The following is a 25,446-nucleotide window of genomic DNA, read 5'->3' on the forward strand; positions in this document are numbered from 1 at the left end:
GTCTCCTTGCCAAGACCCTCGCGACGAGCGACGGACTCGGCGGCCGCGGTCAGCGACGGGTACTCCGGCAAGTGCTCCAGCACCTGCCGCACGCACCGCTCCTTGACCGCGGGATCGATCTTCTTCGGCATGCTGCCATCCTCTCGGACTCAAAAGGATGCGGCATCAAACCTGGGGCGCTTCAATCTCCCAGCCGAAACGCCCAAAACATCAAACCGGCCACCCCACCCTCAAACGCCCACCACACGTCCACCCAGCTAAGCCACCGGACGAGCAAAACCGGCGCTGACCAGCACAAATGAATCGCAGGAGCCCCGAACAGTGAACCGCAGGAGCCACATCAGAACCCGGCCGCTGACCTGCAGATCTGAAACGCTCACAGAAGCGAAGGCCCCTGGTGGATTCCACCGGGGCCTTCGTCGTTCTCGCGCCGCCTGGCGGCCCGGGTCCGCTCGGCAGGTGCTCAGCGGTGGGTGTTCGCCGCGTCGGCGATGTGGCGCGTCATCGCCGCGCGGGCGGCATCGGCGTCCCCCGCGTCGATGGCATCGACGACCTCGTCGTGCTGTTCTGCGATCTGGGCCAGCCAGGCGTCGTCGTCGAGGTGGGTGACGGTGGCGACGGCGATCCGGTCCCAGACCCGGGTCAGCGCCTCGAGGAGGAGCTGGTTGTCGGCGGCCCGGGCGATCTCCATGTGCAGGTGTGAGTTGGCGCGTGCCGCATCGCGCCGCCTGCCCTGGGCGGCCGCGGCGCGCACCGCGTCGGAGGCGTCGCGCAGCTGGACGAGGACGACGGGCGCCAGCAGGCCGGCCCGCTGACGCTCCGCCGCGGTCGCGGCGGCGAGTCCTTCGAGTGCGCCGCGCACCGCGAAGAGGTCGCGGCTCTCCTTGGCGTCGAGCGCGGCGACGACGACGCCGCGGGCGGCGGGGGTGACCAGGCCGTCGGCGAGCAGCCGGCCGATCGCCTCCCGGACGGGGGTGCGGGAAACGTTGAGCTCCGCGGCGATCGCCTGCTCGGTGAGCTTGTCGCCGGCGGCGTAGTGGGCGTCGCTGAACCGGCTGCGCAGCACGGCGTACACGGTCGCGGCGCTGGCGGGGCGTGCCTTCTGCGTCTCGGTCACCTGCCCAAGGTACCCAATGCATGCAGAGCATGCAGAACCGTTGACGTTTGCATGCAATGCATGCATTGTTGGGGTGTGCACTTCACGACGCAGGCGAGCGAGCTGCTCCTGCTGGTCACCGCAGGCGGCGCGGCCGGGGCGGTGAACGCGGTGGCGGGCGGCGGCTCGCTGATCTCGTTCCCGGCCCTGCTGGCAACCGGCATGGCGCCGGTGACGGCGAACGTGACCAACACGGCGGCGACCGTCCCGGGCTACTTCGGCGGCTGCCTCGGCTACCGCGACGAGCTGCGCGGGCAGAGGCGGACGGCGCTGGTGATGACCGTGGCGTCCGTCGTCGGCGCGGTGGCGGGTTCGGCGCTGCTTCTCGTCACGCCCGCGTCGCTGTTCCGCAGCCTGTCGCCCTGGCTGGTGCTGGCCGCGGCCCTGCTGCTCGCCGTCCAGCCGGCGCTGGTACGGCGGCTGGGCCCGGCGGGCCGGGAGTCGGCCGGGCCGGGACGGGCCGCGATCGCCGCGCAGCTCGTCGTCGGAGTGTACGGCGGCTACTTCGCGGCCGGCCTGGGCATCTTGATGCTGGCGGCGCTCGGGCTCTTCCGGGCGGAGGACACCCACCGGCTCAACGCGCTCAAGGCGGTGCTGTCGCTGGCCGTCGGCGCCGTGTCGACGGCATGGTTCGCGGCCTTCGCCGACATCGCCTGGCCGGCCGCCCTCATCCTGTCCGTGAGCTCGCTGGTGGGCGGCGTGGCGGGAGCTCGGTGCGCCCGCCGGCTCAACCCCGACGTGCTGCGCCTCCTCGTCGTCGCCTTCGGCATCACCATCAGCGTCACCCTCCTCCTCCGAGCCAACTAAGGGGTCCACCCGTCATGCAGAACACCCACGACCTGCCCGATCGCGAGGAGCTGGTCATCCGCCGCGCCGACGTGGTCACCATGACCGCCGAGCTCGGCACCCTCACCGCGGTGGACGTCCACGTCGGCGACGGCGTCATCAAGGGGATCGGCAAGGATCTCGTCGTGCCGCGCGGCACCCGGGCCCTCGACGCCGCCGGTTGGGTCGTCGTCCCGGGCTTCGTCGACACGCACTGGCACCTCTGGAACTCGCTGATGCGCGGCACCGTGCACTCCACGCCGGGGTGCGACTACTTCAGCGTGAAGCGGGCGTTCGCGCCGTACCTGGAGACCGACGACTTCTACTGGTCGGCGCGCTTCGCGCTCGCCGAGGCCGTGCTGAGCGGCTACACCGCCGTCCACAACTGGGACCACAACGTCCGCGGTGGCGAGGACGTCGACGCGAACCTCCAGGCCCATCTGGACTCGGGTCTGCGGGGCCGGTTCTCCTTCGGGCCGCGCGACTCGCTGCCGGCCGAGGAGCTGATGGACCTCGACGGACTGCGGGACATGATCGTGCGCTGGTCGCCCGAGCGACGCGACGAGCGCATCTCGTTCGGCGTGGCGCTCCGCGGGCCCCATCGCAGCCCGCCCGCCGTCTTCCGGCGGGAATGGGCCGCGGCCCGCGAGCTCGGGCTCCCGATCACGATGCACTGCGACCGCTGCATGCGCGAGCCCGGCTGCGCGTCGTGCAACCTCACCCTCCTCGAGGACGAGGGTCTCCTCGGTCCCGACGTCCAGATCGTGCACGCCGTGCACGCGAGCGAGGACGACGTCGCGGCGCTGGCGCGGACCGGCACCCGCGTGTCCGTCAGCCCGGTGACCGAGATGCAGACGATGGGCTTCCCGCCGATCGCCGACTTCCTGCGCGCCGGCGTCCCGGTCTCGCTGTCCGTCGACACGCTGGCGATGCCGACGGCGGCGGACCCCGTCGGGCAGATGCGGACCGTGCTCTCGGTCGAGGCCGCCCGCGCCGGCGCCGGATCGGTGACGGCGGAGCAGGCCCTCGCGATGGCCACCACGGTGGCGGCGGCCGACCTCGGGCTCGACCGGGTCGCCGGATCGCTCGCGGTGGGCCGCAAGGCCGACCTCGTCCTGCTCGGCCCGAGCGTCAACCGGCTCCCCGCCGGCGAGCCGATCGAAGGGATCGTGTTCAACGGCCACACCCGCGACGTCGACACGGTGATCGCCGACGGTCGCGTGCTCAAGAGCGACGGCCGCCTGGTGCAGGAGTCCGCGCGCCACGCCGTCGACGAGGGAGCACGCCGGCGCGACCGGCTGATCCGGCGTGCCCAGGAGGACGGCGTCTGGCCGACGACCGTGACCTAGACACGTGCGGCGCGCCCCGACCCTGCCCGCCCCACGACACCACTGCAGATCCGACCGAAAGGACCACCCCCATGACCGGCCCCCAGTCCAACGCCGCCCAGCTCCGGGTCATCGGCGACGACGACCCCTTCTACGTACGGCGCATCTACTGCGTCGGACGCAACTACGTCGACCACATCCGGGAGATGAAGGAGGGCGACGAGCGCGACGACCCGTTCTTCTTCCAGAAGCCGACGGACGCCGTCGTACCCGACCAGGGCGAGGTGCCCTACCCGCCCGCGACCGAGGCGCTGGAGTTCGAGGGCGAGCTCGTCGTCGCGCTGGGCAAGCCGCTCAGCGAGGCGTCGACGCTCGACGCCCTCGACGCGGTCTTCGGCTACGCCGCCGGCATCGACATGACCCGGCGCGACCGACAGCGCGAGTGCCGGGAGCAGATGCGCCCCTGGGAGGCCGGGAAGTCGTTCGACCACTCCGCGCCCTGCGGCGACATCACCAAGGTCGCGGACGCCGGGCACCCCCGCAGCGCCCGGCTGCGGCTCCTGGTCAACGGCGACGTCCGGCAGCAGACCTCGACCGACCTGATGATCTGGAACGTCCCCGAGGTCCTCGTGCAGCTCTCACGGCAGTACCGCCTGGAGCCCGGCGACCTCGTCTACACCGGTACGCCGGCGGGCGTGGGGACCGTCGAGCCGGGCGACGTGATCGACGTCGAGATCGACGGCCTGGCCGGACTCTCCACCACCATCACCGAGGGAGCCCGCCGATGAGGCCGACCGAGCGGATCGACTACTCGCCGATCACCCAGCGACCCGCCTGGACCCTGCCGGACGGCAAGCGGATGGCGGTGTGGGTGATCGTCAACGTCGAGGAGTGGTCGGAGACGGAGCCGATGCCGCGCACCGTCCTCACGCCCCCGGCGGGCGGTGTGCCGACACCCGACATCCCCAACTGGTGCTGGCACGAGTACGGCAACCGGGTGGCGTTCTGGCGGATGCTGAAGGTGCTCGACAAGCACGGCATCACCGCGGCGCTGGCGATCAACGGCCAGGCGGTGACGACCTACCCCGAGATCACCCGGGCCGCCCTCGACCGCGGTTGGGAGTTCATCGGGCACGGCTTCGGCCAGAAGAACATGCAGAAGGTCCCCGACGAGGCCGTCGACATCGACCGGACGGTCGAGGCGATCCGGCTGGCGACGGGCACCGCGCCCCGGGGTTGGCTGGGGCCGGGCCTCACCGAGACCTGGGACACCCCGGACCTCCTCGCCGCCGCCGGCTTCGACTACGTCTGCGACTGGGTCCTCGACGACCAGCCGGTCGTGCTGCGGACCAAGGGCGAGCCGATCGTGAGCATTCCCTACACGCAGGAGTGCAATGACGTCGCGATGATGCTCATCCAGCACCACCAGGCGAGCGAGTACCGGCAGCGCGCGATCGACCAGTTCGACCAGCTCTACCTCGACTCCGAGGACGCCACCAGGGTGATGGCGCTCGTCGTCCACCCCTACATCATGGGCGTCCCGCATCGCCTGAGGTACTTCGACGAGGCGCTGGCCCACATCAAGGCCCACGACGACGTCGCCGTCATGACCGGCAGCGAGATCCTCGACAGCTTCCGCGGCCGGCGCTGACCGCAGAGCGCGCACCCTCCCGCGCCGATGACCGGGACCGCCCACCTGTGCGGTCCTCGGTCCGGACGGCGGCTTCTCGATCTCGGACCCGTCCACCCGCACGTCCCGAGCACCAATGAGATGAATCGAGTCCGAAGAAATGAACCTCTCTGACAACCCGATCCGCGACCGCGGCAGGGACGCGATCGAATGGGCCGGCCTCGAGCCGATCGCGCACCACGACCGGCACGGCACCGCTCGCCAGGTGGGCGTGCTGTGGTTCGCCGCGCAGCTCGTCCCCTCCGCCGTGTTCCTCGGCGTCCTCGGCCCCCAGTTCGGGCTCGGCTTCGGCGCCTCCCTGGCGGCCATCGTCCTCGGCAACCTTCTCGGCGCACTCGGCCCGGCCGCGCTGTGCCTGTCCGGCCCGCGCACCGGCACCCCGACGCTCGGCCAGGCCCGGGGCCTGTTCGGGGGCTCCACCTGGCTGGTCGGCCTCCTCGCCGCGCTGACCAGCGTCTCCTTCATCGCCCTCGGGGCGGTCTTCGGCGGGCAGGCCCTGCGCGCCGCGTTCGGGCTTCCCCAGGGCGCGGGCATCCTGCTGGTCTTCCTGGTCGAGGCGGCGGTGAGTGTCCTCGGCTACGAGATGCTGCACCGGTTCGAGCGGTGGAGCGCGATCCTCGGCGCCTGCGGATTCCTGACGGTCTCGGTCGTCGTCGTCGCCAAGGGCATCGACCCCGGTGCGATCGCCGGCACCGGAGGGACCTGGGGATCCTTCCTCCTCCTGACCGCGATCACGTTCGGCTTCGCCTTCGGCTGGGCGCACAACGCCCCGGACTACAGCCGCTACCTGCCGGCGACGACGTCGTCCACGGGTCTGTTCTGGGCGACCTATCTGGGCATCACCCTGGCCTGCGTCTGGATGGAGTCGCTGGGCCTGGCCGCCGCCCGCTACCTCGACGGCAGCGACGCCATGGCCGCGCTCTACGACCTCATGGGCGGCAGCGTCGGAGGCGCACTGGTCATGGTCGCGATGTTCGTCGGGGTCGCCGCCAACGCCGCCGTGGCGCAGTACTCGGCCGGCCTGCAGCTGATGGGCGTGGGCATCACGCTGCCCCGCCCGCTCGTCACCGCCGGTGTCGCGCTCTTCGCCTTCGCCCTGACCATCTACCTGGTGAGCGGCGAGCTGACCGACACCTTCTCCAACGTGCTGCTGATGTCGACCTACTGGGTCGGGCCGTTCGTCGGGGTGTGGGGCGTGGTGTGGCTGCGCCGCCGGTCCGCGCCGGCGCCGACCGACGCGTCCGTCTCCGCGTGGCGGAGCCGCTCCCGGGCGGGAGCGCTGGCTCTCGTCCTCGGCTACCTGGTCGCGCTGCCGTTCTCCAGTACGACGGCCGGCGCTCAGCTCGCCGACTCCGGCTCGCCCCTCGCGGTGCTGTGCGGCAGCATCTCCCGGCACCTCCTCGACGGCGCCGACCTCGCCTATCCCGTCGGGATCCTGGCGGGCGCGCTGATCTACGGCGCCCTCGTCCGCACCAGCCGGACGAGTCGGCCGGGCGTCGCCGAGAGGTCCGCGCCCCTCGAGCCGACGGGAGGACACGCCTGATGCCCGCGCCGGACGCGCCGGTCGGCGACCGGCCTCGCATCCGGATCCTCGGGCCCGACGTCGATGCCGACTGGCCGCCCTCGCTCGTCGCGGCGACCGGGTACACGCGGCCGCCGTTCGCGGGAGGCGTCATCGCCCAGGAGCCCTTCCTCCACTCGTCGGGCCAGACCTACCCCGACCTCGCCGAGCGCGACCCGGCGCCTGCCGCGGCCGTGGGGATGCTGGAGCAGGCGCGGGCCTGCCTGAGCAACGTCGACCACGTCCTGCGGGCCGCCGGCTGCACGCGGGAGGACGTCGTCAAGGTGGTCGTCTACAACACCGACATGACCCGTCAGGGCGACGTCAACCGCGCCTACCGTGAGTACTTCGGCGACCACCGTCCGGCGCGCACCCACGTCGGCGTCACGGCTCTTGCCGGACCGGACCTGCTCGTCGAGATCGAGGTCGTCGCCGTCGTTCCCGCAGCTGCGGCGGGGCCGGACGCCGACGACGGTCGGCCGCCCGGGTCAGCCTGACTCCTGCGCCGCCTGCCGGTCCAGGAGGGCGCGGGCCCGCGCGCCGTCGTCCTCCTGGTCGAGGGCGCGGTGGAAGCTGTCGAGCTTGGCCTCGCCCACCGGGAACGGCGGCAGCAGCGGCACGTCGGGGTCGACCACCGCCTCCAGGACGACGGGCCGGTCGGCGGCGAGCGCCCGGTCCCATGCGGCGCCGACGTCGTCGCCGGCCTCGACGCGGATCCCGGTGAGGCCGAGCAGGTCGGCGTACCCGGCATAGGGGAAGTCGGGCAGCGACTGGCTGACGTCGTAGCGCGGGTCGCCCTCGGTCTCGCGCTGCTCCCACGTCACCTCGGCCAGGTCGCCGTTGTGGAGCACCAGCACGACGAGGCGCGGGTCGGCCCAGTCCCGCCAGCGGGACGCCACGGTCACCAGCTCGGCGATCCCGTTCATCTGCATCGCGCCGTCGCCGACCAGCGTCACCACGGGCCGGTCGGGGGCGGCGAGCTTGGCGGCGAGGGCGTAGGGCAGGCCGGAGCCCATCGAGGCGAGCGTCGAGGAGAGGTGGGCCGGCACGCCGGGCGGGAGGGTCAGGTGGCGGGCGTACCAGTAGACGACCGAGCCGACGTCGACGCTGACCTGCGCGTCGGCCGGCAGCCGCGGCGCGAGGGCGCGGACGACGTACTCGGGGTTGAGGGGCGCGGCCGCGGCGTCGGCGCGCTCCTCGGCGATGCGGCGCCACCGCTCGACCTGGCCGACGACCTGGGTGCGCCAGCTCCGGTCGGACCTCTCGCCGAGCATCGGCAGCAGGGCCGTGAGGGTCTCCGCGGCGTCGCCGACGAGGCCGACCTCCACCGGGTAGCGGTTGCCGAGATGCCGCCCGTCGAGGTCGATCTGCACCGCTCGCGCCTGGCCGGGGGCGGGGTAGAACTCGGTCCAGGGGTCGTTGGTGCCGATCATCAGCAGCGTGTCGCAGTGCTCCATCAGCCATGCGGACGCGGTGGTGCCGAGATGGCCCATCACGCCGCAGCTGAACGGCAGCGTCTCGTCCCACCACGGCTTGCCGAGCAGGCTGGTGGCCACGCCGGCGCCGAGCCGCTCGGCCACCGACCGCACCAGGTCGCCGGCGTCTCGCGCGCCCTGGCCGACGAGGACGGCGACCCGCTCGCCCGCGTCGAGGACGGCGGCCGCCTCGGCGAGGTCGTCGTCCGCGGGGACGACGCGCGGCGGGCGCCACTGCGGCGCCGTCGGGACGACGCCGTGCTCGTGCGGCGGCACCGCGGGTGCCGGCTCGACCTGCACGTCGTGGGGGAGGACGACGACGCACGGCGAGCGGGTGGCCAGGGCGGTGCGGAACGCCCGGTCGAGGACCATCCCGGCCTGCTCGGGCGCCAGCACCGCCTGGACGTACTGCGCGGCGACGTCCTTGAACAGCGTGGTCAGGTCGATCTCCTGCTGGTACTCCGACCCGAGCGCGGTCGTCGGCTGCTGCCCGACGATCGCGACGACCGGCTGGTGGTCGAGCTTGGCGTCGTACAGCCCGTTGAGGGTGTGGACGGCGCCCGGGCCCTGGGTGGTGACGACCACCCCGACGCCGCCGGTGTACTTGGCGTGGCCGGTCGCCATCAGCGCGGCGTTCTCCTCGTGGCGCGCCTGAACGAAGGCGGGGTCGCCGCCGGCGCGCCGCAGCGCTCCCATCAGGCCGTTGATGCCGTCGCCGGAGTACCCGAAGACCCGGGGCACGCCCCAGGCCCGCAGGCGCTCGACGACGAGGTCCGCCACGAGTCGGTCGCCACCTTGCTCAGCCATCCGCGTCCGGTACCCGGCGTACGCGATCGCAGCCGAGATACCCCGAATTCGGACGAGGGTGAGCCCCCGCCGCCGGGGTACCCTGAAGGGCCGGACCGGCGACATCCCGATCGTTTCGTGGAGACGCACATGGCCATCACCGCTGAACGCAGCACCGCGACCACGGCGCGCAAGCCGCTGGGGAGACAGCTCGTCAGGATCATGACGACGACCGACCACAAGGTGATCGGGAATCTCTACTTCATCACCGCGATGGCGTGGTTCGTCGCCGCGGGGATCATGGCGCTGATCATGCGCGCCGAGCTGGCCTATCCGGGCAGTCAGATCGTCAACGAGGAGCTCTACAACCAGCTCTTCACGATGCACGGGACGATCATGCTGCTGCTGTTCGCGACGCCGCTGTTCTTCGCGTTCGGCAACGCGATCATGCCGCTGCAGATCGGGGCGCCGGACGTCGCGTTCCCGCGACTCAACATGTTCAGCTACTGGCTGTATCTCTTCGGCGGGCTCATCGCCGGGGCCGGCTTCCTCACGCCGCAGGGCGCGGCGTCCTTCGGCTGGTTCGCCTACTCGCCGCTGTCCGACTCGGTCAACAGCCCCGGCGTGGGCGGCGACCTGTGGATCATGGGCCTGTGGATGGCGGGCATCGGCACCATCCTCGGCGCGGTCAACTTCATCACCACGATCATCTCGATGCGCGCCCCGGGCATGACCATGTTCCGGATGCCGATCTTCACCTGGAACGTGCTCGTCACCGCGATCCTGGTGCTGATCGCCTTCCCGATCCTCGGCGGCGCGCTGCTCTCGCTCGAGGCCGACCGCCAGATCGGCGCCCACGTCTTCGACACCTCACACGGCGGGGCGATCCAGTGGCAGCACCTGTTCTGGTTCTTCGGGCACCCCGAGGTCTACATCATCGCGCTGCCGTTCTTCGGCATCATCTCCGAGATCCTCCCGGTCTTCAGCCGCAAGCCGATCTTCGGCTACATCGGCCTGGTCGGCGCGACCCTCGGCATCGCGATCCTCTCGATCGCGGTCTGGGCGCACCACATGTTCGTCACCGGTGCCGTGAACCTGCCGTTCTTCTCCGGCATGACCTTCCTGATCGCGGTGCCGACCGGCGTGAAGTTCTTCAACTGGATAGGCACGATGTGGGGCGGCTCGGTGAGCATGGACACCCCCATGCTCTGGTCGATCGGGTTCCTCACGACCTTCCTGTTCGGCGGCCTGACCGGCGTCATCCTGGCCAGCCCGCCGCTCGACTTCCACGTCTCCGACTCCTACTTCGTGGTGGCCCACTTCCACTACACGGTGTTCGGCACGGTCGTGTTCGCGATGTTCGCCGGCTTCTACTTCTGGTGGCCCAAGCTGACCGGCCGGATGCTCGACGAGCGGCTCGGCAAGATCCACTTCTGGCTGCTGTTCATCGGCTTCCACACCACCTTCTTGATCCAGCACTGGCTGGGCATCGAGGGCATGCCGCGTCGCTACGCCGACTACCTGCCCGGCGACGGCTTCGAGGCGGCCAACCAGATCTCCACGATCGGCGCCTTCATCCTCGCCTCGTCGATGCTGCCGTTCTTCTACAACATCTACGTCTCGCGCCGGGGGCCGCGGGTCAGAGTCGACGACCCGTGGGGCTGGGGCCGCTCGCTGGAGTGGGCCACGAGCTGCCCGCCGCCACGCCACAACTTCGACACCATCCCGCGGATCCGGTCGGAGTCGCCGGCGTTCGACCTCCACCACCCGGAGCTCGCGGCGGTGGAGGTCGTCGACGCCGAGACGGTGGAGGCCTGACCCCTGCTCCGGAAAGCCGGCTCAGGGATGGACCGGCGGGTGGTAGTCGAGCGTCCCGGCGAAGAGCCACAGCAGTCCGAGCACCAGCGGAAGGTGCACCAGGAACTGGACGAAGGTGAACCCGACGAGGTGCCGTGCCCGGAGCCCGAGGATGCCGAGGAGCGGCAGCATCCAGAACGGGTTGACCAGGTTGGGCAGTGCCTCGGCGGCGTTGTAGATCTGCACCGTCCAGCCCAGGTGCGAGTGCATCGCGTTCGACGCGTCCATCACGTACGGCGCCTCGATGATCCACTTGCCACCTCCGGACGGGATGAAGAACCCGAGCGTCGCCGAGTAGATCCCGATGACGAGGGCGAAGGTGCCCGGGGTGGAGAGGTTGACGAACCCCTCCGAGATCAGGTGCGCCAAGGTGTGGCCGTCGCCCGACTGCGCCCGGGTGAGGATCGCGGCGATGCCGGCGTAGAACGGGAACTGGATGAGGATCCCGGACGTCGCGGGCACCGCGTTGGAGACGGCGTCGAGGAAGCTGCGCGGGCGCCAGTGGAGCAGCATGCCCAGGGCCAGGAACAGCAGGTTGTAGGTGTTGAGGTTGGAGATGACGACGATCGGGTCGCCGTTCGCGAACTCGCGGAGCAGCCAGCCGGCGACCAGCAGCGCCACGACGATCGTCAGCAGCGGGCTGAACTCCAGCCAGTCACCGGGCCGCTCGCGCCGGCGCCGCGTGGCGGTCTTCTCGGTGAGGTCGACGCCGAGCTCTCGCGCGGTGACGGCATGGCGTTCGCCGGGTGCCGAGAGGAAGGCGATGGTGACGCTGACGACCAGGATGATCGCCGCCAGGACCAGCGACTGCCACAGGAAGATCGTCTCCCGGAACGGGATCACCCCGGTGATCGAGAGCAGCTCGGGCGTGAGGCTGGTCGGGTTGGCCTGGAGCTGGGCGGCCGAGGAGCTGATGCCGAGCGCCCAGATGCCGCCGATGCCGAGGTACGCCGCCGCGCCGGCGGCCCGGTAGTCGACCGTGATGTCCTCGCGCCGGGCCACCGCCTTGGCGAGCAGTCCGGCGAAGACCAGGCCGAAGCCCCAGTTGACCAGCGACGTCGCCAGGCTGATCGTCGCGATGAAGGAGACCGCTGTCCGGCCGGTCCGGGGCAGGGCGGCCAGTCGCGTGATCACCCGGCTCGCGGGCGGCGAGGTCGCCACGACGTACCCGGTCACGACGACCAGGGCCATCTGCATGGTGAAGGGGATGAGGTCCCAGAAGCCTGCGCTGAAGGAGTCCGCGACGGCGGTGGCCGGCGCGCCCATGATCAGCGCGGCGACGGCCGCCACGGCGACCGCGACCAGGGCGAACACGAAGGCGTCGGGGAACCACTTCTCGACGAAGTCCGCGAAGCGCAGCGCCAGCCGGGCCCAGAAGCCGTCGCGAGCCTGACGGCCGGCGCCGCCCTGCTCCGTGACGGCACGGGCGTCGGTCGCCGCCCGCCGGCTCATCGGGCCGCTCCGTCGGCACGGCGGGGGACGATCGGCAGCCGGGCGGCGAGGCCGACGCCCTGCTCGAAGCGCTGGGCGTAGGAGAGCAGCCGGGCCTCGGATCCCGGGCGACCGACGAGCTGGACGCCGATCGGCAGGCCGTCGTCGTCCAGCCCGGCGGGCAGCGCGACCACCGGGCAGCCGGTGAGGGAGATGCAGAAGGTGATCGCGATCCAGTCGATATAGGTCGTGAGCGCCACGCCGTCGATCTCCTCGGGCGCGGTCCACTCGACGGGGAACGGCGGCAACGGCGCGCTCGGCACCACCAGCACGTCGTGGTCGTCGAAGAAGTCCATGACCCGATGGATGAGCGCCCCACGGGCGCGCTCGGCCCACTGCACGTCGGCGGTGGTCTGCGCCAGCCCCTTCTCGATGTTCCACACGATGTCGGGCTTGATGAGGTCGCGGTGCCGTTCGAGCGTGCTGGCGTGCATGGTGGCGATCAGGTGGGCGCGCAGGATCTGGAAGGCCTCGTAGGCGCCGCCGAAGTCGGGTTCGGCGTCGACGACGTCGGCACCCAGGGCGGTGAAGTGGGCCAGCGCGTCGCGGGTGACCCGTCGTACGGTGCGGTCGACGGGCAGGACGCCGAGGTCGGGCGAGTAGGCGACCCGGGCCGGCGCGTCGTACTCGTCGAGGGAGGCGAGGAACGACGCAGGCCGCTCCCGCCGCGTCAGCGGGTCGTGGTCGTCGTGGCCGACCATGGCATCGAGCATCAGGGCCGCGTCGGCGACATTGCGCGCCATCGGCCCCTCGACCCACAGCGTGTCGAACGGGACGGCGGGCGTGCGGCGTGGCACGCGGCCGGCGGTCGGCCGCACGCCGACGATGCCGTTGAAGCCGGCGGGCGTGCGCAGTGAGCCGCCGAGGTCGTTACCGGTGGCCAGCCAGGCCGATCCGGCGGCGAGGCAGGCGGCTGCGCCACCGGAGGAGCCCCCGACCGAACGCCCCAGGTCCCAGGGGTTCCGGCTGGCGCCGAAGACCGGGTTGTAGGTGTGGCCGCCGGCGAACTCAGGCACGTTGGACTTGGCGTAGGCGATGGCCCCGTTCTGCTCGAGGACCCGGACCATGGCGTCCGAGGTGTCGGCCACCGTGTCGGCGAAGATCGGCGAGCCGAAGGTGGTCCGTTGGCCCGCGACGTCGTTGTAGTCCTTGACGGCCACCGGCAGGCCGGCGAGCAGGCCGCGATCGGCGGGATCGGGGCAGTCCCGCATCAGCGCCTCGGCCTGCGTGCGGGCCTGGTCGAAGAACCGGATCGGCAGCGCGTTCACCTCGGCGTCGGCGTCGGCGACATGCTCCTCGAGCTCCTTGACCAGCTCGAGCGTCGACACCTCGCCCCGGCGGAGCAGGTCGACCACCTCGCGTGCGGTCCGGCGGATGATGTCGTTCATGGGGCGACCTCCAGATCGATTCCATTCCAGGGATTCGCCTGAACTGTGCGGCTCGTCACAACTCTTGGGCAAGGCAGTCTGTCGATATGGAGGATCTCGCCATAGGCTTGGCGAATGATGCCGTCCGCGACGTCCGAGCTCGACCGCCGCATCGTCGCGGCCCTGATGATCGACGGGCGCGCGCCGTGGCGGAAGATCGCAGCCGCGCTCGACGTCCCCGACCGCACCGTCACCCGCCGGGGTACGGCGCTCCTCGAGTCGGGCGCGGTCGGCATCCACGCCTTGGCCGACCCGCATCGGACCGGCCGAGGCGACCCGTTCGTGGTCACCCTGTCCTGCGCGCCCGCGGTCGTGTGGGCGACCGGAGCGACGATCGCCCGGCGTCCCGAGACGGTGACGGCCTATGTGGTCTCCGGGCGAGCGCAGTGCCTCGCCGACATGTGGTGTCCGGAGGGGCGCCAGGCCCAGCTGTTCCTGCACGAGCTGGGTGCCACGCCGGGGGTGACCGAGCTGGAGGTCGCCCCGGTGCTGCGCTACATCCAGACGCTCACGACCTGGGATCCGGGCATTCTGACCCCGGCCGAGGCGGAGGCGCTGCGGGTCGGCGACCCGATCACCACCTGGCCGGTGTTCAGTGAGCCGGTCCGGCTGGACCGCGAGGATCGCGCCCTCCTGCGCGGACTGGCTGAGGACGGCCGCCGCACCTTCGAGGAGCTCGGCCGCCTGGCCGGCGTCTCCGAGCAGACGGCTGCGCGCCGGGTCGACGCGCTGCGCTCCACCGGGATCGTCACCCTGCGCGCCGTGGTCGATCCGCGGGTGCTCGGGTTGCCGGTCGCGGCGCTGCTGCGGCTGCGGATCCGGCCGCCCGCCGTCGAGACGGTCGCCGGGGCCCTGACCGCCAGCCCGTATGTCCGGTACGCCGCGATGGTGATGGGCGAGCACCAGATCATCGCCGACGTCCGGCTGCCGACGAAGGACGCCCTGCGGCACCTGCTCACCGGCGCCGAGTGGACCGAGCATGTCGAGGCGATGGAGAGCTCGCTCATCCTCGACGTCCTCAAGCAGAGCGAGGTGCTGGCCGCGTCCCTGCAGTGAGGGCGTGCCGCCGGCGTCCGCACGCGCGCGGCTCAGGCCCCGAACACGATCTCCCCGCCGAGCACCGTCAGGACCGGCGTGACCGCGTGCAGCGCGTCGTCCGGCACGGCCATCAGGTCCTCGGCGACGACGCACAGGTCGGCGAAGCGCCCCGGCTCGAGGGTGCCCTTGTCGGGCTCGGCGTGGTCCTGCCAGGCGGGGGCGGCGGTCCAGGCGCGGATCGCCTGCTCGCGGGTGAGCCGCTCGTCCGGGCCGGCGGCGACGTCGCTGCCGCGCGGGACCCGGGTGACGAGCATCTGCAGCGCGAGCCGCCAGTCCGGGTCGGTGATGGGGGCGTCGGACGCGTCGCAGACCACGACGCCTGCCTCGACCATCGAACGGGCGGGCATCATCCGGTGCCAGCGGTCCTCGTCGATGATGCCGACCAGGCCGGCGGCCGCCTGCCACTTCACCAGCGCGTTGACGTTGGCGAGGATGCCGTGCTCGGCCATCGCCTGCACCGTCTCGGACGACGGCAGGTTGGCGTGGATCAGCACGTGCCGGGCGTCCGGCCACGGGTCCGCGGTGAGCGCCGCGACCAGCGCCTCGACGGCGGTGTCGCAGGCGCGGTCGCCGGTGGCGTGCACCTGCACCTGGAAGCGGTGCTCGTGCAGCAGCCGTACCAGCGCGTGCAGGGCGGCGACCCGCTCCTCGTCGTCGGCGCCCTCGGTGACGAGCGCGCCGCACGTGCCGTCGTGGTGGTACGGCGTCGACATCCAGGCCGTGCCGAGGGCGGCCACGCCGTCGGCGATCAGCTTGCAGCCACCGATGCGCAGCAGGTCGTCGCCGAGGCCGGTGGTCGATCCGACGTACGTCATCGCCTCCTCGAGCACGCCCAGCGGCGTCTGCACCGACGGCCAGGTCCAGTGCAGGAGCGTGGTCAGCCGGGCGCTGAGCCGGCCCTCGCGGCGCAGCGTGACGTAGTCGCGCAGCATCTCCGGCGTGACGATCGGGTCGGTCACGCTGGTGATCCCGCGGCGATTGAGCTCGGCGATCGCCGCCACGACGGCGTCCTGCCGCTCGGCCGCGGTCGGCTCGGGCAGCACGCCGTCGAGCAGCTGCAGCGCGGCCTCCTTGAGGACGCCGGTCGGCTCGCCCGTCGCCGGGTCGCGCACCACCTCGCCGCCCGGAGGGGACGCGGTCGCGGACGTGATGCCGGCAGCGCGGAGGCCCGCGGTGTTGAGCAGCCCGCCGTGTGCGCTGAAGTGCTCGAGGAACATCGGCCGTCCGCCGCACACGTCATCGAACATCGCCGCGCTCAGCCCGCCGGCTCGGTCGCCCATCAGCACCCGCTCGTGCCAGCCCCGACCCCGCACCCACGCGCCCTCGGGCTGCGCGTCGGCGTGTCGTCGTACGAGCTCGCGGGCCTCGTCGAGGGAGCCCGCGGCCGACAGGTCGACCTCCGCGCGCGCCAGGCCCCACCACTGCAGATGCAGGTGCGAGTCGTTGAGGCCGGGGAGCACCGTGCCGCCCGCCAGGTCGACGATGCGGGTGTGGGGGCCGGCCAGGTCGAGGATGGTGCGATCGTCGCCGACCGCGAGGATCCGGTCGCCCCGCACCGCCACCGCCTGATGCGTCGTGAAGTCGGCGTCGACGGTCAGGACCGTGCCGGAGTGCAGGATCAGGTCGGCAGGCATGGTGCTCCTCGGGTCGGTGGGTCAGGCGGAGGCGGCGGGCCGGACCCCGGTGTCGCTGAGCCCGATCAGCTCCGCGGCCAGCTCGGCCGTGAGCCGGGCCTGCAGCGCGCCGCCGTCGAGGGTGTCGGCGAGATTGGTGGTCTCGTCGGCGTCGGCGTCGAGGTCGTAGAGCTCGCGCACGTCGTGGCCGCCGTAGACGGTGAGCCGCGCCTCCTCGGTCAGCAGCGTCCGGATGTGCACCGGCCCGGGCAGGCCGGGCAGGCCGAAGGGCTGGTCCTCCTCGACCAGCAGCCGGCTCCGTACGGCGGACGCGCGGCCTTCGACGACCGGCCGCAGGCTGGTGCCCTGGATCCCCCGGTACGACGGCACGCCGCCCAGGTCGAGCAGGGTCGGGGCGATGTCCGCGCTGCTGACCAGCGCCGACGACCGTCCGGTGTCGCCGTCCGGCGCACGCACGATCAGCGGCACCCGGGTGACGCCCTGGTAGTGCACGAAGTGCTTGAGCATCAACCCGTGGTCGCCGAACAGGTCGCCGTGGTCGGCGGTGAACACCACCGCGGTGTCGTCGGCGGCGCCGAGCGCGTCGAGACGCCCGAGGATCCGGCCGATGCTGTCGTCGAGCAGCGACACCAGGCCGAGCTCGGCGGCGAGCGCGTGCCGGTACTGGTCCTCGGTCGGCGACCAGGTCATGGTCGGGTCGGCCGCGGGCCGGCCGCGGTCGGCGACGATGCGTCGTACGTGCTCGGGGGAGCGGTCGTGGCGGTCGAAGAAGGTCGCCGGCAGCTCGACGGCCGCCGGGTCGACCCGGTGCCAGTAGTCGCCCGGCGGCGCGAACGGGTGGTGCGGGTCGGGGTAGGAGACGAAGAGGCAGAACGGCGCGTCGCCCGCGGCGAGCTGCTCGAGGCGGTCGAGTGCCCGCTCGGTGACATAGCTGGTCGGGTGCAGCTCGACGGGCACCTCCGACTGGTACACCTGGTCCCAGCCGGGGTAGCCGACCAGGGCCTCGCCCATGATCCGCACCGTGTCGGGGTCGAGGCCGCGCGCACGGGCCCAGTGGGCGTAGTGGCCGCCCGGCGCGTCGCCGTGGCCGATCACCAGGTCGACGGTGTCGAAGCCGTAGTAGTCGGGCGGCAGCTCGAGGTGGCCGGCCCGGTGCTGGGTGAAGTCCTCCCAGCGGTCCCACCCCGGCGTCCGGCGCCGGACGACGGCGTCGGTCAGCGAGGCGTCGACCAGCTCGGGCGCGTGCCGGGCCATGTCGGCGAGCTGGTCGTCCTCGTAGGGCCAGCCCATGGTCTGGAAGTGCAGCTTGCCGACCGCGGCGGTGCTCCAGCCGGAGCGCTGCATGGCCCGCATGAACGTCTGGGCGTCCCAGTCGAGGGTGACGCCGTTGGTGCGGGTGCCGTGGGTCGACGGCCACCGCCCGGTGGCGATGGTCGCCCGGTTGGGCATGCAGGTCGGGTTGGCGACGTACGCCTGGTCGAAGACGGTGCCGCTCGCGGCGAGCGCGTCGAGATGGGGCGTCGGCACCTGGCCGCCGCCGAAGCCGAGATGGTCGGCGCGCAGCTGGTCGGCGACCAGGACCACGACACAGCGGACACCGCTCACGCGGAGGCCTTGATCCGGGAGAAGACGCGCGCGCGGAGGTCGACGAAGCGGGGGTCGGACTTGGTCTCGATCTGGTCGCGCGGGAAAGGCAGCTCGACCGGGATGATCTCGTCGACCGTGCAGGGGCCCTTGGTCAGGACGACCACCCGGTCGGACAGGTAGACCGCCTCGTCGATGTCGTGGGTGACGAGCACGATGGTGATGCCGAAGTCCTGGCGCACCTTGAGCATCAGGTCCTCGAGGTCGGCGCGGGTCTGCGCGTCGACCGACGCGAAGGGCTCGTCCATGACCAGCACCTCGGGGCGATAGGCGAGCGCGCGGGCGATGGCGACGCGCTGCTGCATGCCGCCGGAGAGCTGCCACGGATAGCTGGTGCGGACGTCGGACAGGCCGACCTCGCGCAGCGCGTCGGTGATCCGCTGCTCGCGCTCGGCCTTGCTCAGCTTGAGGTTGGCCAGCGGCAGCCGGACGTTCTTCTCCACCGTCAGCCACGGCATCAGCGAGCGGGTGTACTCCTGCAGCACCAGCGCCATCTGACGCGGCGGTCCGTCGACCACCTTGCTGTCGAGGCGGACGGCGCCCGCGCTGGCCGGGTGGAGTCCGGTCAGGCACTTCAGCAGGGTGGTCTTGCCGGCGCCCGAGGGGCCGACGATGCAGACGAACTCGCCCGCGTGGACGTCGAAGGTGAGGTCGGAGATGACCTCCTTGCGGGCGGCGCCGACGCCGTACCCCTTGTGGAGGCCGTCGATCGAGAGCCGGACCTGGCGTTCGCTCATCGTCGGAGCTCCTGACTCGAGGGTGGTCGTGGTCATTCTTTTGCCGCCTTTCGGGCGCCGTCGTACCAGTGCAGCACGCGGCTGCGGACGAGGAGGAAGAGCAGGTTGACGAGATAGCCGAGAAGACCGAGCAGCACGATCCCGGACCACATGTCCGTCACCGCGAAGCTCTGCTGGGCGAGGAGCGTGAGCGCCCCGATGCCCTGCGTGGAGCCGAGCATCTCGCTGGCGATCATCACCACGAAGGCCACCTGGAGACTGACCTGGAGCCCGGCGAAGATCTGCGGGCCGGCCGACGGGAGCAGCACCTTCGTGACCCGCTGGCGCCGGGAGAGCTGGTAGGCGCGGGAGATGTCGAGGAGCACGGGGTCGGCGCTGCGGACGCCGTCCATGGTCGCGATGATCGTCGGGAAGATCGCCGCGGTCGCGATGATCGAGATCTTCATGCTCGAGCCGAAGCCGAGGATCAGGATGAAGATCGGCACCAGCGCCACACCCGGGGTCGCCCGGACGAAGTGCATGAGCGGCTCGAAGGCCTCGCGCAGCAGCCGCACCCGGGCCAGCACCATGCCGATCGCGATGCCGAGGATGCTGGCGAGACCGAAGCCGATCGCCATATTGCGCAGGCTCGGGACGACGTCGCTGACGAACTTGTCGAAGAGCCACATCTCGCGGAACCGCTCGAGGATCTCGCGCAGCGGCGGGAAGAAGGCCTCGGCGGCCGTCGCGGACCACAGCCACCAGGCGAGCACGGCGACGACGGGCAGCCACAGCTCGAGGGCCACCAGCGTGAGTCGGCGGGTCATGCCGTCACCTCCGATCGGACCGAGGGATGCCAGAACAGGGCGCGCCGCTCGATCGCGGCGAGCACCGCGTTGACGAGCACGCCGAGGACGCCGAAGGTCGCCACCAGCGCGTAGATCGCGGGGTAGTCGCCGGTGGTCTGGGCGAGGACCAGGTCCTTGCCGAGGCCCGGGGCGCCGCCGATGATCTCGGAGACGAGCGCGATGACGAGCGCGGCGCTGGCGCTGATCCGGACCCCGGTCGCGACGAAGGGAAGGGCTGTCGGCGCGACCAGGGTGCGGATCCGCTGCCACCGGGTGAGGCGGAACGAGCGGGCCGTCTCGGCGGCGACCGGGTCGACGTCGTGGACGCCGTGCGCGGTCTGGGTGATCAGCGGGAACACCCCGCCGAAGGCGACGAGGAAGATGCCCATGTCGCCCGTCGGTCCGAGCACCAGCACCAGCAGCGGCAGGATCACGATCGGCGGGATCGGCTTGAGGAACTCCACGAGGACCCGGGTGCTGCGGTAGGCGAGGTCGGACTGCCCGACCATGAGTCCCGCCGCCACGCCCAGCACCACGGAGATGACCAGGCCGATCGTCGCCACCCGGAAGGTCTCGCCGAGCGAGGACCAGAAGAGCGGGTCGCCCGCGAAGTCGCGGAGCCGGCCGAGGATCTCGGGCACCGTCGCGAACGGCTTGTCGGCGAGCGGACCGGTGACCGCCCACTGCCAGAGCAGTGCGGTGACCCCGATGCTGGCCGCGCCGACGGCGTAGCGCCGTACGGTGCCGGGACGGAGGGTGGGCATCGTCGTCGCCTCAGTTGCCGTAGACGAGGGAGGCGGCGTCGACGTCCTTCTTGAGGTAGCCGAGCTGCTTCATCCGCTCGATCACCGACTGGACGTCGGCGGGGTCGACGGTGGCCGGGAAGGCCGGCTTGGAGCCCGCCTCGACGGTCGCCAGGTCGGTCTTGAGGACGGTGGCCGCGGCCTTCTGGGCGTCGGTGATGTGCGCCTCGGCGTACTCGTTGCTCTGCTGGATCGCGGTCTGGAAGGCGGTCACGACCTTCGGGTCCTTCTGGGTGAGGGCGGCGGACGTGATCCAGAGGCCGACCGCGCCGTCGTCGAAGAACTGCAGGCCGGGGGAGAGGACGAGCTTGCCGCCGCCCTTCTCGGCCTGGGAGATGAAGGGGACGACGAGTCCGGCGGCGTCGACGCGACCGGACTTGAGCGAGCTGACGGCGCTGGGGAAGTCGAGCGTGATCCAGTGGATCTTCGACGGGTCGCCGCCGTCGGCGGCGACGGCCGCGGCGATGGTCACCTCGAGCTGGGCGCCGCGGGCCGGGACCGACACGGTCTTGCCCTGGAGGTCGGCCGCGCGGTGGATGTCCGAGCCGGGGGCGGCGACGACGCCGCTGTCGTCGTGCTGCAGGGCGAGCGACGGGTCCTTGGCCACGGCGGCCTTGGTGCCCTCGTCGTAGCCGTCGGCGGCGCCGACGATCTCGAGCTTGACGCCGTTGGCGATGGCGTTGACGAACGGGATGGACGGCGCGTAGTTGAAGTCGACCTGGTCGCCGGCCACGGCGGCGATGCCGCTCGGCGGGTTGGCGACCTGCTTGAGCTCGACGCGCAGGCCCTGCTTCTCGAAGAAGCCCTGGTCCATGCCGAGCTTGATCGCTCCGACGGAGTAGATGGGGGTGTAGGCGACGGTCACGACCTTGAGCCCGTCCTCGGTCTTGCGGTCCGCGGCGCTCCCTCCGCCGCCGCAGCCGGCGAGGAGCACGGCGAGCGAGGCGGTGGCGGCGACGAGCCCTGTGCGCAGGGTCTTCATGGGTCCTCCCAGAGGGTGTGCCGGCGCTGGTCGGGCCGGTCGGGGTGTATCCGAGGTCACACCAGAGTGCTGCGGGACACGGGAGGTCGTCTAATGGAAACTTCGTACCCAAACGATAGGTGATGCCTATGGAAGTCAGCGGTACTGCGCTCAGCGGCGGGGCCAGGGCCTGCGATGGTGAACCCTTGCCGGGGAGAGCGGCGCGAACTTCGATAGCCAACTCCTATCCATCGGGCCTACAGTGCGCTTCATGGAACGCCGACAGCTCGAGTACTTCGTGGCAGTCGTCGACAACGGCGGCTTCGGACGGGCCTCGGAGGCCGTCCACGTCACCCAGCCGTCCCTCTCGCAGGCGATCGCCGCGCTCGAGAAGGACCTCGGGGTCACCCTCTTCCACCGGCTCGGCCGCAAGGTCAAGCTCACCGCCGCCGGCGAGGCGCTGCTCGCGCCGGCCCGCCAGGTGCTGCGCGACCATGCGGTCGCGCGGGCCGCGGTCGCCAAGGTCCGCGGCGGCTACGACGGCACGCTCGACATCGCCTCGACGCCGACCGTCGCCGCCCATCCGCTGACCGCGCTGCTGGGCCGGTTCAGCCAGCTCTACCCGGGCATCACGGTCCGGATCACCGACTGCGACGTGCCCGGCGGCGCCGCGGCGATCGTCGGCGGCGGCCAGTGCGAGATCGGCGTCGTCCGGCTGCCGGCCGCGACCGCCGGGCTGCAGGCGATCGCGCTCGGCCAGCAGGTGTTCTACCTGGTGCTGCCCCCCGACAGCCCCGACCCCGGCCCCGGCCCGGTCGAGCTGTCGGTGCTCGGCGAGCTGCCCCTGATCGCCACCCCGCCCGGTACGGCGTCGCGCAAGCGGCTCGAGGAGGCGCTCGCCATCGCCAACGTCGCCGAGCCCCGCATCGCGGTCGAGACCATCTACCGGGCCACGATCCCCAAGCTCGTCGCGGCCGGTGTCGGCGCCTCGCTTCTGCCGCGGCACATGGCGCAGGAGGCCGCCGAGCTCGGCGCCCACGTCGTCGGCACGACCCCCGTCGTCGCCCACGAGATCGGCATCGTGCGCCGCGAGGGCCCGCTCTCCCCGGCCGCCCGCGCCTTCGTCGACCTGGCCGTCGAGATGGCCCCCTTCGGCGCCGAGGGCGAGGAGCCGTGAGCGCTCGCCGCCCCCGTCGCGTCTACGAGCTCGGCGACGAGCCCGACCCGCGCTTCACCTTCGCCAACGAGCGCACCTTCCTCGCCTGGATCCGCACCGCCCTCGCCGTCATGGCCGCCGGCGTCGCCCTCGACTCCCTCGCCAGCTCGCTCCCCGAGTCGCCGCGCCGCTGGCTCGCCGCCGCGCTCGTGCTCACCGGCGTCGTCGGCTGCGCCCTCGCCTGGGCGCGCTGGATGGCCAACGAGCGGGCGCTGCGCGAGGCTCGTCCGCTGCCGGGCCTGCCCGCCGGACTGGTCCTCGCGGTGCTCGTCGGCGCGGCGGGCGTGGTGCTCGTCGTCCTGACGGTGGGGGCGCGGTGACCAGCACCGATCGCGGCGCCCAGGCCGAGCGCACCCGCCTCGCCTGGTCGCGCAGCGTGCTTTCGCTGCTGGGCCTGCTGTTCCTCGACGTCCGGGTGCTGGTCGCCGGTCACGTCGCGACCGCGCTGGTCGTCGCCGTCGCAGGCGTGGCGGCGGCGCTCGTCGTCCTGTACGTCGTGGCCCGGCGCCACCCGCGCTCGCGCCAGGGCGGTGGCGCGCTGCGCGCCGACCTCGACGGGCACCTGCCCGCGCTCACGGCGGGCCTGGGCGCGCTGGTCGGGCTCGGGTCGCTGGTGCTCGTGCTGTCCTGAGCTACGACCAGAGCCGCTCGACGAGGTCGCCCACATAGGCCTGCGCCCAGGCCGGCTCGGTCCGGTCGCCTCGGGTGTCGCTCCGGATCACCCGGACCCGGAGGTATCCGCGCTCGTCGGGCGAGGTGAGGGCGATCTCCCAGGTGCTCGCCTGCTTCGAGTGGTACGCCGGATGGCCGGCGACGGCCGTGTTGCCCACGGTCTCGAGGCGGTCGCGGGAGGCGGTGACGATGATCGTCGTCGTGTCGCGGTCGCCGGGCCCGTCCGTGGGCTCGAGCAGGGTGCACACCCGCGGCCCGTCGTACGACAGGCGGGCGGCGTCGTCGAGCAGGGTGGGGGCCGTCGTGACGGCGACCATCGTCCGGCCGGCGGCCTTCGCGGACCTCAGGGCGGCGGTGCAGAGCGCGTCCGGGTCGGCCTCGCCGGACCGGATCGCATCGACCGGGTCGTCGGGGAGTGAGCGGGTCCGGGCCGGGGCGCACAACCAGGACAGCTGGTCGCCGAGCTCGGCGCAGCCGCCCACGCCGCCGGGATCCGGCTCGTCGGCGCCGTAGAAAACGGGCGCGGTGACGGTCGAGGCCGACATCGTCGCGACGGCGGCGACGGCCCGGGTCGCGAGGGGGCGCAGCCGCGCGCAGGGGCCGCCGCGCAGGAGCGCGCGCACCGGTCCGCCCGTGGCGTCCCTGCCGACCGGCCACTCGTAGGCACACGCGCGGCCGTCGTCCGCCTCGCGCGCGTCGGCGCCGCCCAGCCGCGTCGGGCGGCCGAGGAGACGCGCCTCGTCGAGGGGGGCTGCCCCGAGCGTGAGGGTGAGGTCGCCGCCGGCGCACGTGGCGACGTCCTGGCTGAGGACCTCGGTCGGGGCCACGGCGGCCAGCAGGTCGCACGCGGGCGGCAGCGGGCGCGTCGCGGTGACCGCGTCGAGGTCGGCCAGGGCGGCCTCGGCGCTCGCCTCGGCCGCGGTGCAGTCGGCGGAGTCGGCGACGATCGCCAGCGCCAGGTCGAGGCTCGCCGGCACGACGACGGCGCACGTGGCGCCGCTGACCGTCAGGCCCGCGCTGACCGGACCGGGGCCGACCCACATCGCGACCCCGGAGTGCTCGACGCGGTCGCGACTGTCGAGCGCGTTGATCGCCTGCATCCCGTGACTCTCGTCGAGGCGGTAGGCGACCGATGTGGACACCACGACGGTGCCGTCGGAGCGGTGCACCGTGCAGGTGCCGGGTCCGCCGTCGATGCGCGTGGCGCCGGGCTCGCCGGCCGCGCCGACGGCACAGGCGTCGAGCGCGGCCAGGCTGTCGCGGGTCACGGCCGGGTCGGGCGTCCGCACCGGGGGGACGGCGGCGGCGACGGGCTCCATCGCCGACCAGTCGCGGTCGGCGTACGACGGGTCGCGGCTGCCGAGCCACCAGCCGAGCCCGGCCACGAGGGCGATGAGCACGACGACGGCGACTCCGAGAGTGCGGCGAGGGGTCAGCACGGGGGCCACGTTCCCCGTTCTGGCGCGGCGGAACCCTTCCGGATCCCTCAGGCCTCGATCGGTCGGTCGTTGTAGACGCCCGCCGGCTCCTGCCCGCTCAGCGCCTGGATCGCCGTCATGATCTCGTCGGTCGCCTCGCGTCGAGCCCGCCCGGGAGCGACGCCCTCGAAGCGCCCGGTGAAGTCGATCGGCTTGCCGAACCGCACCGTCACCTTGGCCAGCCGCGGGACGTTGGCGTCGACGGGCTGGAGGTGGTCGGTGCCGATCAGCCCCACCGGTACGACGGGCACGGCGGCCGTCAGCGCGAGCTGGGCGACGCCGGTGCGGCCGCGGTAGAGGCGTCCGTCGCGCGAGCGGGTGCCCTCCGGGTAGATGCCGAAGGCGTCGCCGCGGCCGAGGACCTCGAGCGCGACGTCGAGCGAGTTGAGCGCGGCGCGGGTGTCGTTGCGGTCGACCGGCACCATGCCGAGGCCCTCGAACCACGCCTTGCTGAGCCGGCCGCGGATGCCGCTGCCGGTGAAGTACTCCGCCTTCGCCAAGAAGACCACCTTGCGCGGCGCCACGATCGGGATGACCACGCTGTCGGCGAAGCTGAGGTGGTTGCTCGCGAGCAGGACCGGGCCCGTCGGCGGGACGTTCTCGATGCCCTCGATCGTCGGCCGCCACACGGCGCGGGCAAGGGGCGGGACGACGGTGTGGAGGACCTCGTACAGCACGGGAACAGCCTAGGGTCAGCCGCCGCGGAGACCGTCGTCGGCGACGTAGTCCTTTCGGGCCTTACCGCTTCGACCGCGCAGGAGAAGCATGTCCGCCACACGA

23 protein-coding genes are annotated in these 25,446 nt (G+C 72.3%); 11 read left to right on the top strand and 12 right to left on the bottom strand.

Annotation, left to right across the window (positions count from 1 at the left end):
• Positions 1–463 precede the first annotated feature (463 nt).
• Positions 464–1,117, bottom strand: a complete 654-nt coding sequence (locus AB4880_RS16855) for a GntR family transcriptional regulator (protein ID WP_367920382.1) — start codon at positions 1,115–1,117, stop codon at positions 464–466.
• Positions 1,118–1,192: 75 nt separating this feature from the next.
• Between AB4880_RS16855 and AB4880_RS16860 the strand changes: the two genes are divergently transcribed.
• The 6 genes from AB4880_RS16860 to AB4880_RS16885 all read left to right on the top strand — a co-directional run bounded on the left by AB4880_RS16860 (position 1,193) and on the right by AB4880_RS16885 (position 7,057).
• Positions 1,193–1,963: a sulfite exporter TauE/SafE family protein gene (locus tag AB4880_RS16860; protein ID WP_367920383.1), complete on the top strand. Its 771-nt coding sequence runs from the start codon at positions 1,193–1,195 to the stop codon at positions 1,961–1,963.
• A 14-nt stretch (positions 1,964–1,977) separates the two neighbouring features.
• Positions 1,978–3,330 carry an amidohydrolase family protein gene (locus AB4880_RS16865; protein ID WP_367920384.1) on the top strand — a complete coding sequence of 451 codons (1,353 nt, stop codon included), beginning with the start codon at positions 1,978–1,980 and terminating at the stop codon, positions 3,328–3,330.
• 71 nt (positions 3,331–3,401) lie between these two features.
• Entirely contained in the window at positions 3,402–4,097 is a 696-nt protein-coding gene (locus AB4880_RS16870; protein ID WP_367920385.1) for a fumarylacetoacetate hydrolase family protein, read from the top strand.
• Positions 4,094–4,960, top strand: a complete 867-nt coding sequence (locus tag AB4880_RS16875) for a polysaccharide deacetylase family protein (protein ID WP_367920386.1) — start codon at positions 4,094–4,096, stop codon at positions 4,958–4,960. Before AB4880_RS16870 ends, AB4880_RS16875 begins: the two co-directional genes overlap by 4 nt.
• Before the next feature lie 139 nt (positions 4,961–5,099).
• Positions 5,100–6,542 carry a purine-cytosine permease family protein gene (locus AB4880_RS16880; protein ID WP_367920387.1) on the top strand — a complete coding sequence of 481 codons (1,443 nt, stop codon included), beginning with the start codon at positions 5,100–5,102 and terminating at the stop codon, positions 6,540–6,542.
• Complete coding sequence (locus AB4880_RS16885) at positions 6,542–7,057, top strand: RidA family protein (RefSeq protein ID WP_367920388.1); 516 nt, start codon at positions 6,542–6,544, stop codon at positions 7,055–7,057. Before AB4880_RS16880 ends, AB4880_RS16885 begins: the two co-directional genes overlap by 1 nt.
• Here AB4880_RS16885 and AB4880_RS16890 read toward each other — a convergent pair.
• Positions 7,049–8,842 carry a thiamine pyrophosphate-requiring protein gene (locus AB4880_RS16890; RefSeq protein WP_367920389.1) on the bottom strand — a complete coding sequence of 598 codons (1,794 nt, stop codon included), beginning with the start codon at positions 8,840–8,842 and terminating at the stop codon, positions 7,049–7,051. The two genes, AB4880_RS16885 and AB4880_RS16890, sit on opposite strands and share 9 nt — an antisense overlap.
• 129 nt (positions 8,843–8,971) lie before the next feature.
• On the opposite strand from AB4880_RS16890, the gene ctaD reads away from it, so the two are divergent.
• Positions 8,972–10,639, top strand: coding sequence for an aa3-type cytochrome oxidase subunit I (ctaD, locus tag AB4880_RS16895; protein ID WP_367920390.1), 1,668 nt, complete (start codon positions 8,972–8,974; stop codon positions 10,637–10,639).
• Positions 10,640–10,660: 21 nt separating this feature from the next.
• Here the strand turns inward: ctaD and AB4880_RS16900 are convergent, their stop codons facing one another.
• Both AB4880_RS16900 and AB4880_RS16905 read right to left on the bottom strand, forming a co-directional pair.
• Positions 10,661–12,130, bottom strand: coding sequence for a short-chain fatty acid transporter (locus AB4880_RS16900; RefSeq protein ID WP_367920391.1), 1,470 nt, complete (start codon positions 12,128–12,130; stop codon positions 10,661–10,663).
• Complete coding sequence (locus AB4880_RS16905) at positions 12,127–13,557, bottom strand: amidase (protein WP_367920392.1); 1,431 nt, start codon at positions 13,555–13,557, stop codon at positions 12,127–12,129. Before AB4880_RS16905 ends, AB4880_RS16900 begins: the two co-directional genes overlap by 4 nt.
• A gap of 114 nt (positions 13,558–13,671) precedes the next feature.
• On the opposite strand from AB4880_RS16905, the gene AB4880_RS16910 reads away from it, so the two are divergent.
• The gene (locus AB4880_RS16910; protein WP_367920393.1) at positions 13,672–14,652 is read left to right on the top strand and encodes an Lrp/AsnC family transcriptional regulator; all 981 of its coding nucleotides are present in this window, start codon (positions 13,672–13,674) and stop codon (positions 14,650–14,652) included.
• A gap of 32 nt (positions 14,653–14,684) precedes the next feature.
• Here the strand turns inward: AB4880_RS16910 and AB4880_RS16915 are convergent, their stop codons facing one another.
• From AB4880_RS16915 to AB4880_RS16940, 6 genes are read right to left on the bottom strand one after another with little or no spacing between them, the layout of a single operon-like run.
• Entirely contained in the window at positions 14,685–16,328 is a 1,644-nt protein-coding gene (locus AB4880_RS16915; protein ID WP_367920394.1) for an amidohydrolase, read from the bottom strand.
• A gap of 21 nt (positions 16,329–16,349) precedes the next feature.
• A complete protein-coding gene (locus AB4880_RS16920; protein ID WP_367920395.1) occupies positions 16,350–17,933 on the bottom strand; it encodes a sulfatase family protein in 1,584 nt (527 codons plus the stop codon).
• Complete coding sequence (locus AB4880_RS16925; RefSeq protein WP_367920396.1) at positions 17,930–18,709, bottom strand: ABC transporter ATP-binding protein; 780 nt, start codon at positions 18,707–18,709, stop codon at positions 17,930–17,932. The genes AB4880_RS16920 and AB4880_RS16925 overlap by 4 nt, the downstream gene beginning before the upstream one ends.
• 32 nt (positions 18,710–18,741) lie before the next feature.
• Entirely contained in the window at positions 18,742–19,515 is a 774-nt protein-coding gene (locus AB4880_RS16930) for an ABC transporter permease (protein ID WP_367920397.1), read from the bottom strand.
• Positions 19,512–20,300, bottom strand: a complete 789-nt coding sequence (locus tag AB4880_RS16935) for an ABC transporter permease (RefSeq protein WP_367920398.1) — start codon at positions 20,298–20,300, stop codon at positions 19,512–19,514. The genes AB4880_RS16930 and AB4880_RS16935 overlap by 4 nt, the downstream gene beginning before the upstream one ends.
• 10 nt (positions 20,301–20,310) lie before the next feature.
• Positions 20,311–21,321, bottom strand: a complete 1,011-nt coding sequence (locus tag AB4880_RS16940) for an ABC transporter substrate-binding protein (protein ID WP_367920399.1) — start codon at positions 21,319–21,321, stop codon at positions 20,311–20,313.
• Between the two features lie 250 nt (positions 21,322–21,571).
• Between AB4880_RS16940 and AB4880_RS16945 the strand changes: the two genes are divergently transcribed.
• Genes AB4880_RS16945 through AB4880_RS16955 form a run of 3 tightly spaced genes read left to right on the top strand, consistent with a single transcriptional unit; the run spans position 21,572 to position 23,147 of the window.
• Positions 21,572–22,477 (top strand): LysR family transcriptional regulator, encoded by a 906-nt coding sequence (locus tag AB4880_RS16945; RefSeq protein WP_367920400.1) that lies wholly within the window; start codon positions 21,572–21,574, stop codon positions 22,475–22,477.
• On the top strand, positions 22,474–22,836 hold the full coding sequence (locus AB4880_RS16950; RefSeq protein ID WP_367920401.1) for a YidH family protein: 363 nt from the start codon (positions 22,474–22,476) through the stop codon (positions 22,834–22,836). Before AB4880_RS16945 ends, AB4880_RS16950 begins: the two co-directional genes overlap by 4 nt.
• On the top strand, positions 22,833–23,147 hold the full coding sequence (locus tag AB4880_RS16955) for a DUF202 domain-containing protein (protein WP_367920402.1): 315 nt from the start codon (positions 22,833–22,835) through the stop codon (positions 23,145–23,147). Before AB4880_RS16950 ends, AB4880_RS16955 begins: the two co-directional genes overlap by 4 nt.
• A 1-nt stretch (position 23,148) precedes the next feature.
• On the opposite strand, the gene AB4880_RS16960 is transcribed toward AB4880_RS16955, so the two are convergent.
• Complete coding sequence (locus tag AB4880_RS16960; protein ID WP_367920403.1) at positions 23,149–24,627, bottom strand: hypothetical protein; 1,479 nt, start codon at positions 24,625–24,627, stop codon at positions 23,149–23,151.
• Positions 24,628–24,674: 47 nt separating this feature from the next.
• Positions 24,675–25,343, bottom strand: coding sequence for a lysophospholipid acyltransferase family protein (locus tag AB4880_RS16965; RefSeq protein ID WP_367920404.1), 669 nt, complete (start codon positions 25,341–25,343; stop codon positions 24,675–24,677).
• Positions 25,344–25,446 lie beyond the last annotated feature (103 nt).

Origin of the sequence: Nocardioides ginsengisoli (genome assembly GCF_039537225.1) — a bacterium.
In the GTDB taxonomy this organism is placed as follows: domain Bacteria; phylum Actinomycetota; class Actinomycetes; order Propionibacteriales; family Nocardioidaceae; genus Nocardioides; species Nocardioides ginsengisoli.